At 71.5% G+C, this 10,118-nt stretch carries 11 protein-coding genes and 1 rRNA gene; 3 read left to right on the forward strand and 9 right to left on the reverse strand.

The window, feature by feature from the left end; all coding sequences use genetic code 11:
- Positions 1–147 precede the first annotated feature (147 nt).
- From ACIQWG_RS40695 to ACIQWG_RS40705, 3 genes are read right to left on the reverse strand one after another with little or no spacing between them, the layout of a single operon-like run.
- Positions 148–1,053 carry an NAD kinase gene (locus tag ACIQWG_RS40695; protein ID WP_404106184.1) on the reverse strand — a complete coding sequence of 302 codons (906 nt, stop codon included), beginning with the start codon at positions 1,051–1,053 and terminating at the stop codon, positions 148–150.
- Entirely contained in the window at positions 1,050–1,865 is an 816-nt protein-coding gene (locus ACIQWG_RS40700; protein ID WP_404106186.1) for a TlyA family RNA methyltransferase, read from the reverse strand. Before ACIQWG_RS40700 ends, ACIQWG_RS40695 begins: the two co-directional genes overlap by 4 nt.
- Before the next feature lie 7 nt (positions 1,866–1,872).
- Positions 1,873–2,178, reverse strand: coding sequence for a hypothetical protein (locus ACIQWG_RS40705; RefSeq protein WP_404106189.1), 306 nt, complete (start codon positions 2,176–2,178; stop codon positions 1,873–1,875).
- 42 nt (positions 2,179–2,220) lie between these two features.
- Between ACIQWG_RS40705 and ACIQWG_RS40710 the strand changes: the two genes are divergently transcribed.
- Positions 2,221–2,568 carry an SCP2 sterol-binding domain-containing protein gene (locus ACIQWG_RS40710; protein ID WP_404106192.1) on the forward strand — a complete coding sequence of 116 codons (348 nt, stop codon included), beginning with the start codon at positions 2,221–2,223 and terminating at the stop codon, positions 2,566–2,568.
- On the opposite strand, the gene ACIQWG_RS40715 is transcribed toward ACIQWG_RS40710, so the two are convergent.
- The 4 genes from ACIQWG_RS40715 to ACIQWG_RS40730 all read right to left on the reverse strand — a co-directional run bounded on the left by ACIQWG_RS40715 (position 2,552) and on the right by ACIQWG_RS40730 (position 6,659).
- The gene (locus ACIQWG_RS40715) at positions 2,552–3,424 is read right to left on the reverse strand and encodes an ABC transporter ATP-binding protein (RefSeq protein WP_404106195.1); all 873 of its coding nucleotides are present in this window, start codon (positions 3,422–3,424) and stop codon (positions 2,552–2,554) included. The two genes, ACIQWG_RS40710 and ACIQWG_RS40715, sit on opposite strands and share 17 nt — an antisense overlap.
- Entirely contained in the window at positions 3,421–4,500 is a 1,080-nt protein-coding gene (locus ACIQWG_RS40720; RefSeq protein WP_404106198.1) for a FecCD family ABC transporter permease, read from the reverse strand. The genes ACIQWG_RS40715 and ACIQWG_RS40720 overlap by 4 nt, the downstream gene beginning before the upstream one ends.
- Before the next feature lie 8 nt (positions 4,501–4,508).
- On the reverse strand, positions 4,509–5,552 hold the full coding sequence (locus ACIQWG_RS40725) for a FecCD family ABC transporter permease (RefSeq protein WP_404106201.1): 1,044 nt from the start codon (positions 5,550–5,552) through the stop codon (positions 4,509–4,511).
- A gap of 78 nt (positions 5,553–5,630) precedes the next feature.
- Positions 5,631–6,659, reverse strand: a complete 1,029-nt coding sequence (locus ACIQWG_RS40730) for an HAD hydrolase-like protein (protein WP_404106204.1) — start codon at positions 6,657–6,659, stop codon at positions 5,631–5,633.
- A gap of 72 nt (positions 6,660–6,731) precedes the next feature.
- Between ACIQWG_RS40730 and ACIQWG_RS40735 the strand changes: the two genes are divergently transcribed.
- Positions 6,732–8,024, forward strand: a complete 1,293-nt coding sequence (locus tag ACIQWG_RS40735) for a DUF1015 family protein (protein WP_404106206.1) — start codon at positions 6,732–6,734, stop codon at positions 8,022–8,024.
- 55 nt (positions 8,025–8,079) lie between these two features.
- Here ACIQWG_RS40735 and ACIQWG_RS40740 read toward each other — a convergent pair whose 3' ends face one another.
- Positions 8,080–8,850 carry a hypothetical protein gene (locus ACIQWG_RS40740; RefSeq protein WP_404106209.1) on the reverse strand — a complete coding sequence of 257 codons (771 nt, stop codon included), beginning with the start codon at positions 8,848–8,850 and terminating at the stop codon, positions 8,080–8,082.
- A 222-nt stretch (positions 8,851–9,072) separates the two neighbouring features.
- On the opposite strand from ACIQWG_RS40740, the gene ACIQWG_RS40745 reads away from it, so the two are divergent.
- Positions 9,073–9,936 carry a hypothetical protein gene (locus ACIQWG_RS40745; protein ID WP_404106212.1) on the forward strand — a complete coding sequence of 288 codons (864 nt, stop codon included), beginning with the start codon at positions 9,073–9,075 and terminating at the stop codon, positions 9,934–9,936.
- Between the two features lie 89 nt (positions 9,937–10,025).
- Here the strand turns inward: ACIQWG_RS40745 and rrf are convergent.
- Positions 10,026–10,118, reverse strand: a 5S ribosomal RNA gene (gene rrf / locus ACIQWG_RS40750); the annotation flags it as partial.

Genomic DNA, 10,118 nt, shown 5'->3' on the forward strand with positions numbered 1-10,118 from the left:
CTGGCACGCACATCTGCCGCGTTGTCGTCACTCGCCGACGCTCCGCGTCGGCTCCCTCCTCCGCCTTGCAGCTGCACGCACCAGACCCCGCTCGGGTCGACCGACAGGCGCAGTCCCTCTCAGCCGGCCTGATCCAAACGACAGGCCCTAGTGCGGCGCCCCCCGCCACCCGGAGACCGGCAAGGCGAACTTCGCGACCAGCCGGTCGGTGAACGACGCGTGGTGCAGCCGAGCCAGCCGCACCGGCACAGCCCCCCGCCGCACCTCGACCCGCGCCCCCGGCGGCAGCTCCACGGTCCGCCGCCCGTCACACCACAGGACCCCCGGCGGGATATGCGGCAGAACCTCCACCGCGAGCACGGAGTTCGGCGAGGTCACCAATGGCTTCGCGAACAGCGCGTGCGCGCTGATCGGCACCATCAGCAGCGCCTCCACCTCGGGCCACACCACGGGCCCACCCGCCGAGAAGGCATAGGCCGTGGACCCGGTGGGCGTGGACAGCACGATCCCGTCGCACCCGAACCCGGTCACCGGCCGCCCGTCGATCTCCAGCACGACCTCGAGGAGCTTCTCCGCACCGGCCTTCTGCACGGCGGCCTCGTTGAGCGCCCAGTCCGTGTGCACGATGTCGCCGTTCTGATGGACGACGACGTCGACGGTCATCCGCTCCTCGACCTCGTACGCCCTGGTCACGACCCGGTCGACAACCTTGTCCAGATCGTCCCGCTCGGCCTCCGCGAGGAACCCGACCCGCCCGAGGTTGACGCCCAGCATCGGCACCCCGGACGCCCGCGCGAACTCGGCGCCCCGCAGCAGCGTCCCGTCACCGCCGAGCACGATGAGCAGCTCGCACCCGTCGAGGCACTGCGGGGTCGCCTCCTTGACGAGTTCCACCTCGTCCGGCAGCGGCAGGTCGGCGGCCTCGTACTCCAGGACACGGACCCCGATGCCCTCCCGCAGCAGCCCCTTGACCACCAACTCGGCGCTGCGAATGGCCGCCGGCCGCCCCGTGTGGGCGAGCAGAAAAACAGTACGAGCTCGGTTCTGCATCAACGCGGCCCCTCCGCCACTGCACGGTCAACGTCGGCCGGGTCCAGAGCGGGCGCTCCGGCACGCAGCCACAGAAAGTACTCGACGTTCCCCGAGGGTCCGGGCAACGGACTCGCCGTGACCCCGTTCACCCCGAGCCCGAGTTCCCACGCCTTCTCGGCGACACCGCGCACGGCCTCCGCCCGCAAGTGCGGACTCCGTACGACTCCCCCACTGCCCAGCCGTTCCTTCCCCACCTCGAACTGCGGCTTCACCATCATCACCAGATCGGCGTCCGGCTTCACGCACCGCACCAGGGCGGGCAGCACCAGGCCGAGCGGGATGAAGGACAGATCCCCCACGACAAGATCCACTGGTTCCCCATCGATCGCTTCGAGCGTCAACTCGCGTACGTTCGTACGGTCTTTGACGGTCACGCGTTCATCACTCTGGAGAGTCCAGGCGAGTTGTCCGTATCCGACGTCGACGGCGACGACATGCGCGGCACCGGCCCGCAGCAGGACATCCGTGAAGCCGCCCGTGGACGCGCCGGCGTCCAGCGCCCGACGCCCTTCCACCGCGAGCCCCTGAGGCCCGAAGGCCTCCAGCGCGCCCGCGAGCTTGTGGCCGCCGCGCGAGACGTACTCGGGATCGCCGCCGTCGGCCTGGACGACGATCGCCGCCGCCGTCTCCACCTGGGTGGCCGGCTTGGTCGCGACGGTCTTGCCGACGGTCACCCGCCCGGCGGCGATCAGCTGGCTGGCGTGCTCGCGCGAACGCGCCAGCTTCCGGCGGACCAGCTCCGCGTCGAGACGGCGGCGTGCGACTCCTGCCACGTTCGGTTCAGCTCCTCATCCCAGGCATCGACGGGGGCGCCGGAGGTCCCGGGCGGGCGTCGAGCGCGGTGAGCGCGTCGCGCAGCCCCCGGTGTACATCCTCGTACACCTCCAGGTGCCCGTCCGTGGCGAGGTGGTCGGTGTCACCGAGCCGTTCCAGCTGGGCGTCGACGGCGGCGTCGCCGGTCGGGGTACGAGGGACGTCCAGCGGGGCGGGAGCGGCGGGATCGTACTCGGGTTCGACCGCCTCGGCCGGCTGCTCGGCCGCCGCCTCCTGCACCGGGATCTCCGTCTCCGGAACCGTGTCGCTCATGCCCAGACGCTACCCCGAACCGCTGGGGTACCGTCGATCTCGATGGCCACGACTGAGGAGTGCCGCGCCGCACTCGAAAAGCTCTCGGACAACATGCAGCGCGCCGAAGGGGACGCCCGGGCGGCAGCGGCCCTGGACCGCTCGGTGAGCTGCCACATCACCGACCTGGACGTCACGTTCGCCGGCCGCATGGCGGGCGGCCGGATCCACGTCCACGACACGATCCAGGGCCCGCCTCCGGAGAAGGCCCAGATCAGGCTGAGCATGACCGGGGACGACCTGGTCGCCCTGGTCGACGGTGAGCTCAGCTTCGCCAGGGCCTGGGGTTCCGGCCGGGTGAAGCTGCACGCGGGCGTGCGCGACCTGCTGCTGCTCAGGAAGCTTCTGTAGCCGGCACCTTCTCCTCCGTACGTGCCTTGCGCGCCGCCGGCACCACCAGCGGCGTGCCCGTCTCCGGGTCGTCGATGACCTGGCAGCGCAGCCCGAAGACGTCCTCGACCAGCTCGGCCGTGACGATGTCGTTGGGCGCGCCCTGGGCGATCACCGCCCCGCCGCGCAGGGCGATCAGGTGGGTGGCGTACCGGGCGGCGTGGTTGAGGTCGTGCAGCACGGCCACCAGCGTGCGTCCCTGCTCCTCGTGCAGCTGGGCGCACAGATCGAGGACGTCGATCTGGTGCTGGATGTCGAGGTAGGTCGTCGGCTCGTCGAGCAGCAGCAGCGGCGTCTGCTGGGCGAGCGCCATCGCGATCCACACACGCTGCCGCTGACCACCCGACAACTCGTCGACATAGCGATCCGCGAGCTCGGCGACCCCGGTCTGCTCCATCGACTCCTGGACGACCCGCTCGTCCTCGGTCGACCACTGACGCAGGATCCCCTGGTGCGGGTACCGGCCGCGGCCCACCAGGTCGGCGACGGTGATCCCGTCGGGTGCGATCGACGACTGCGGCAGCAGACCCAGCGTGCGCGCGACCTTCTTCGCCGGCATCGACTGGATGACCTGCCCGTCCAGCAGCACCCGGCCCTGACTGGGCTTGAGCATCCGTGACAGCGCGCGCAGCAGCGTGGACTTGCCGCACGCGTTCGGGCCGACGATCACGGTGAAGGAGTTGTCGGGTATCTCCACCGACAGTTGCTCCGCGATGACCCGCTGGTCGTAGGCGAGGGTGACGTTGTCGGCGGACAGGCGGTTCACAGTGCTCCTTCGGTTGTTCAGCCCGTTGCTCTTGCCGCTCGCGGCGCTCATATCCGGCCCGCCCTGCGCTCGGTGACCAGCAGCCACAGCAGATACACACCGCCGAGTACGCCCGTGACCACGCCCACCGGCATCTGGTCGGCGCCGAAGACCCGCTGGGAGATCCAGTCGGCGGCGACGAGCAGGGCGGCGCCCATGCACAGGGAGGGCAGCAGGTTCGGGCCGGGCGAGCGGGTCAGGCGCCGGGCGAGCTGCGGGGCGGTGAGCGCCACGAAGCTGACCGGGCCGGCGGCGGCCGTCGCGGCGGCGGTGAGCAGCACGGCGGACAGCATCAACAGCAGCCGTACGCGTTCGACGCGCACCCCCAGGGCGTACGAGACGTCGTCGCCCATCTCCATCATCCGCAGCCCGCGCGCGTTGGCGAGGACGAGCGGTACGAGGACGACGCACAGCGCGAGCAGCGGCGAGACCTGGGCCCAGTCCCGGCCGCTGAGGGAGCCGGTCATCCACACGAGCGCGCGGGTCGCCTCGACCAGGTCGGCCTTGGTCAGCAGATAGCCGTTGACCGCCGTCATGATCGCGGACATGCCGATACCGACCAGGACCAGTCGATAGCCGTGCACGCCCCGCTTCCAGGCGAGCAGATAGATGGCGAGACCGGTCGCGAGTCCGCCCACGAGAGCACCGCCGGTGACCTGGCGGGCGTCGCCCGAGAACAGCACGATCACCACGAGCGCCCCGGCCGTGGCCCCCTGCGCCAGGCCGAGGATGTCCGGGCTGCCCAGCGGGTTGCGGGACAGCGCCTGGAACAGCGCTCCGCCGAGGCCCAGCGAGGCGCCGACCAGGAGCGCGACCAGGACCCTGGGCAGCCGCAGCTCGTTGACGATGAACTCCTGACCGGCGTTGCCGCCGCCGAACAGGGTTCTGAGCACGTCGCCGGCCCCGATCGGGAAGTCCCCGGTGCCGATCAGCAGGACGCTCGCGGCGAGCGCGGCGAGCAGCAACAGCAGGACGACGATCAGCGCCCGGACGTCGAGCCGGACGGAGAGGCCGCCCGGGGTCCGCACGGCACGGTTGGACCGGGTGGCCCTCGGACTCGCTGCCTCGGTCTTCGCTTCGCTCTTCACTGCGGTCCTCACAGCTGGGCCGTCCTCCGCCGTCGTACGAGAAAGATGAAGACCGGTCCGCCGAGGATCGCGGTGACGATGCCGACCTGGAGCTCGGAGGGCCGGGCGACGATCCGGCCGAGGACATCGGCGCCGAGCAGCAGCACGGGCGACAGGATGGCCGCGTACGGCAGGATCCAGCGCAGGTCGGGTCCGGTGAAGGAGCGCACGACGTGCGGCACCATCAGGCCGACGAACACGATCGGCCCGCAGGCCGCGGTGGCGGCACCGCACAGCACGGTGGCGGCGAGCATCGCCAGCACCCGGGTGCGGTTCAGATGGGCGCCGAGGGCCTTGGCGGTGTCGTCGCCCATCTCCATGGCGTTCAGCGGCCGGGCCAGCGCCAGCGCCAGGACCATGCCCGCAACGAGGAACGGCAGCACCTGCGTGATGGTCGAGTCGGTCGCCGAGGTCAGCGAACCGACCGTCCAGAAGCGCATCTTGTTCAGCGCCACGTCGTCCGTGATCATCACGGCCTGGAGATAGCCGTAGAGGGCGGCACTGATCGCCGTACCGGCCAGCGCGAGCCGCACCGGTGTGGCACCCCGGCTGCCGCCGAGGAACCAGACGAGCGCCCCGACCGCCGCCGCGCCGACGAAGGCGAACCAGACATAGACGTTCAGGCTGGTGACGCCGAAGAACGTGATCGCGGTGACGACCGCCGCGGACGCGCCCGCGTTGATGCCGAGCAGCCCGGGGTCGGCGAGCGGATTACGGGTGAGCGCCTGGAGCACAGCCCCGGCGAGACCGAGTGCCGCGCCGGCGAGCAGGCCGAGGAGGGTGCGCGAGATCCGGTCACCCACCACGACATCGCCGTAGGTCCCGGAACTGTCGAACAGCCCGTGCCAGACCTCCCCCAGGGACAGCTGTTTCGCCCCGATCGCGATGCTGGCCAATACGACGGCCACCAGGATCAGGACGGCGACGAGCAGCCCAACGGCACGTATCGCCCGTCGGGTTGGGGGCGCGGACTGGGACTCCGCGCGCTGTTCGGGAGGACTGTCGACCAACACCCGGTTAGGTTAGCCTACCCTCCTATTCAGCCACGATCCCGCTGCGCGCCGTCCCTCACTCCTCAGCCGTGCCAGGGCTCACAGACCCAGGCGCGCCAGCGCCTTCCCCGAGTCCAACGTGCACGAGCCGTCCCCCGCCGCCGTCCAGGCCGCCGCGCACAGCGCCCGCAGCCCGTCCAGGGCCGCCCCCTCACCATCGACTTCCAGCCGCTCTCCCCGCGCGATCGCCGTCCAGCCACCGCACCGGAAGCCCTCCCCTTCCTTCGCGACCTCCGGCTGCCCGGTGAGCAACCCCCGCAGATCTTCGTCGACATAGGTCGGCCGATGGTGCGGCGGCGCGGCCAGCAGCTGCGCCCCGTCGGTCACGCCGGTCAGCACGAGCAGCGAGTCGACCTCCCCGTTGAACGCGCCCTCGATGTCGGTGTCCAGCCGGTCCCCGACCACCAACGGCCGCTCGGCACCGGTGCGCAGGATCGTCTCCCGGTGCATGGGCGGCAACGGCTTGCCCGCCACCTGAGGCTCGGCGCCGGTGGCGATCCGGACGACCTCCACCGCCGCCCCGTTGCCCGGCGCGATGCCCCGCGCGCTGGGAATCGTCAGGTCGGTGTTGGACGCGAACCACGGCACCCCGCGCGCGATGGCGTAGCACGCCTCCGCGAACCGGCCCCACGCCAGCTCCGGCCCGCCGTACCCCTGCACGACCGCCGCCGGATCGTCGTCCGCCGACTCCACCGGCTCGAGACCGCGCTCCCGCAGCGCCACCCGCAGGCCCTCCCCACCGATCACCAGCACCCGGGAGCCCTCCGGCACCTGCTCACTGATCAGCCGCGCCGCCGCCTGCGCCGAAGTGATCACGTCGTCCGCGCCCGTGGGTATCCCCAGCGCCGTCAGATGCGCGGCCACGACGTCCGGCGTCCGCAGGGCGTTGTTCGTGACGTACGCCAGATGCATCCCGCCCGTGCGAGCGGCCGCCAGCGATTCCACGGCGTGCGCGATCGCGTTGCCGCCCGCGTACACCACACCGTCGAGGTCGAGCAGCGCCGTGTCGTACGCCTCGCTCAGGGCCTGGCCACTGCCCGCGGGCCTGCTCCTGACGGTCTGGCTCATTTGGCATCGCTCCTCGTTCGACGGCTTTCCCCCGATCATCCCCCATGCCACTGACACCCGTACGATGCCTGGATGAACACAGCAGGTCACCCGGAAGCAACGGCGCGCCGAGGCCTCGAACTCACCCCGTTCCGAGGACTTCGCTACGACCCCGACCGGGTCGGCAGCCTGGCCGCCGTGACATCCCCGCCGTACGACGTCGTCGTCCGCCCCGACGGCCTGCACCACCTCCAGGACGCGGACCCGCACAACATCGTCCGCCTGATCCTCCCCCAGGCCGACACGCCCGCCGCCCGCAACGAACAGGCGGCGAAGACCCTGCGCCACTGGCTGTCCGAGGGCGTCCTGACCACGGATCCCGAGCCCCGTCTCTACGTCTACGAACAGCGTGACGACGAGGGCATGCTCCAGCGCGGCGTCATCGGCGCCCTGCGCGTGTCGGATCCGTCGGAGGGCCTGGTGCTGCCGCACGAGGACGTCATGCCGCACATCGTCGCCGACAGAGCGGCACTGATGCGCGCCACCTCCGCGAACCTCGAACCCCTGCTCCTCACCTACCGCGGCGACGGAACACCGGCCGACACGGCCTCGGTGATCGAGCGCACGATCGATGGCCCGCCGCTCCTCGCGACCACCACGGAGGACGGCTTCAGCCATCGTCTGTGGGCGATCACCGACCCCACGGACCTGGCCGGCATCCAGTCGGACCTGGCCCGCCGCCAGGCCCTGATCGCCGACGGCCACCATCGGTGGGCGACGTATCGCCGTCTACGCGCGGAGCACGGCTCGCCCAGCCCCTGGGACCACGGCCTGGTCCTGCTGGTCGACACGGCCCGCTATCCGCTGCGCGTCCGCGCCATCCACCGGCTCCTGCACACACTGCCGGTACCGGACGCCGTCGCCGCCCTCGACGGCCTGTTCCGCGTACGCCGCCTCGAAGTCCCGCGGGCCGAGGCCCTGGGGGCGCTGGCCGACGCGGCCTGCGCGGGCAACGCCTACCTGCTCGCCGGCGACGGCGCCTTCCACCTCGTCGACCGACCGGATCCGGACCTCCTCGCCCGTACGGTCCCCACCGACCGCCCCACGGCCTGGCGCACCCTGGACGCGACGGTCCTGCACTCCACGCTCCTCGCCCACGTCTGGCACGTCCCCGAGGACGACCCCACCCGCATCGCCTACATCCACGACACCGCTGCGACGGTCAAGAAGGCGGAACGCGACGGCGGTACGGCCGTACTGATGCACCCCGTCCGCGAGGACGTCGTACGCGACCTCGCCCGCCAAGGCGTCACGATGCCCCGCAAGTCGACGTCGTTCGGGCCGAAACCGGCGTCGGGCCTGGTCCTTCGCACACTGGACGCCTGAACGCGGAAGGGGCGGGACCCCGGCCCGGGATCCCGCCCCTCACTTCACGCGCGGCTCACTCGTCGTCGCCCTCTTCGAGCTCGCCCGGAGCCTGCTCACCACTGACGTCCCCGTTCGCGCCCTCGCTGTCGCTCTCGCTCTCGCTCTCGTCGAGAGCGTCGACGAAGTCGACACCGTCCAGCTCGGCGAGCCGGTCGGAAGCATCCGTGCTGCCGTCCTTGTCCGCCTCGACGGCCTTCGCGAACCACTCCCGCGCCTCACCCTGCCGCCCGGCGGCGAACAGCGCGTCGGCGTACGCGTACCGCAGCCGCGCGGTCCACGGCTGTACGGAGTTGGAAGCCAGCTCGGGGCTCTGCAACGTCACGATGGCCGCGTCCAGCTGCCCCATGTCACGCCGGGCGCCGGCCGCGACGAGCCGCATCTCCACCTGACCGGCCTTGTCGAGCTTGTGCACCTCCGCCGCCCCGGCCATGTCCAGCGCCTTCTCCGGCCGCCCGAGTCCACGCTCGCAGTCGGCCATCAGCGGCCACAGCTCCACGCTCCCGGTCATCCGCCGCGCGGCCCGGAACTCGGCGAGCGCCTCGGAGTACTTCTGGTTCGCGTACGCCGCGAACCCGGCCGCCTCGCGCACGGCGGCGACACGCGACGCCAGCCGCAGGGCCACCTTGGAGTAGCCGTAAGCGCTCTCGGGGTCCTCGTCGAGGAGCCGCGCGACCATCACCAGGTTCCTGGCGACATCCTCCGCGAGCGTCTTCGGCAGACTCTGGAGTTCCTGCCGTACGTCCTGGTCGATCTCTTCGCCCGTGACGTCCTCGGGGATCGGCAGCCGCTTGATCGGCTCGCGGTCACCACGGTCCCGGTCATCACGGAACCGGCCACCGCCACGCCGGTCGTCGCCACCGCGCCGGTCGTCCCGCCCACGGAAGCCACCGGGCCGTCCGCCACGGTCGTCCCCGCGCGGCCCACGCCCACCACGGTCGTCCCGTCGGTCGTCCCGGCCACGGAACCCACCGCGCTCGCCACGGCTGTCATCGCGACGGAAGCCACCATGATCGCCGCGATCGCCGCGGTCATCACGACGGAACCCACCGCGCTCACCACGGTCGTCACCACGGCGGTCGTCACGGCGGTCATCACGACGGAACCCACCGCGCTCACCACGGTCGTCGCCACGGCGGTCATCGCGACGGTCGTCACGTCGCTCGTAGCTGCCACGGTTGTCGTCGCGGCGGAAGCCGCCACGGTCACCGCGGTCGCCCCGATCATCGCGACGGAAGCCGCGGTCACCACGATCATCGCGACGGAAGCCGCGGTCACCACGCTCGCCGCGGTCGCCGCCTTCACGGCGGTCGTCACGCCGGCCGTAGCCACGGTCTTCGCCCCGCCGGTCGTCACGACGGCCGTAGCCACCACCACGGTTGTCATCACGACGGAATCCGCCACGGTCACCGCGGTCATCGCTCCGGCGGTCCCCGCGCTCGGGGCGGTCGCCTCGGTCGTCCCGGCGGAAGGCGGGACGGTCACCGTCGCGACGGAACCCACGATCGCGATCGTCGCGACGGGGACCCGTAGGCCGGTCATCGCGCCGGAAGGGCGGCCGGGCCCCACGGTCGTCGCCGCCACGGCGGTCATCTCGACGGTCGTCACGGCGGTCATCGCGCCGGCCGTAGCCGCCGCCACGGTTGTCATCACGACGGAAGCCACCGCGGTCACCCCGGTCGCCGCGGTCGTCTCCCCGACGGTCATCACGCCGGCCATACCCACCACGGCCGGCGCCGCTGCCACCGCGGTCGTTGTCACGACGGAATCCGCCGCGCTCCCCGCGGTTGCCACGATCGCCCCGGTCACCACTGTCCCGTCGCCGCTGGTCGCGCTCCGGTCGGTCGTCGGGAGAGTTGGTGGACATCGGTGACTCCTGTCTTAGGTACACAAGCATTGTAAAAACGAAAGGACCCCTGGTCCCAGCTGAACGCTGGTGACCAGGGGTCCTTCCCAAAGATTGTTCGGCGGTGTCCTACTCTCCCACAGGGTCCCCCCTGCAGTACCATCGGCGCTGTAAGGCTTAGCTTCCGGGTTCGGAATGTAACCGGGCGT

The sequence above is a fragment of the Streptomyces sp. NPDC098781 genome (assembly GCF_044759995.1).
Taxonomy (GTDB): domain Bacteria; phylum Actinomycetota; class Actinomycetes; order Streptomycetales; family Streptomycetaceae; genus Streptomyces.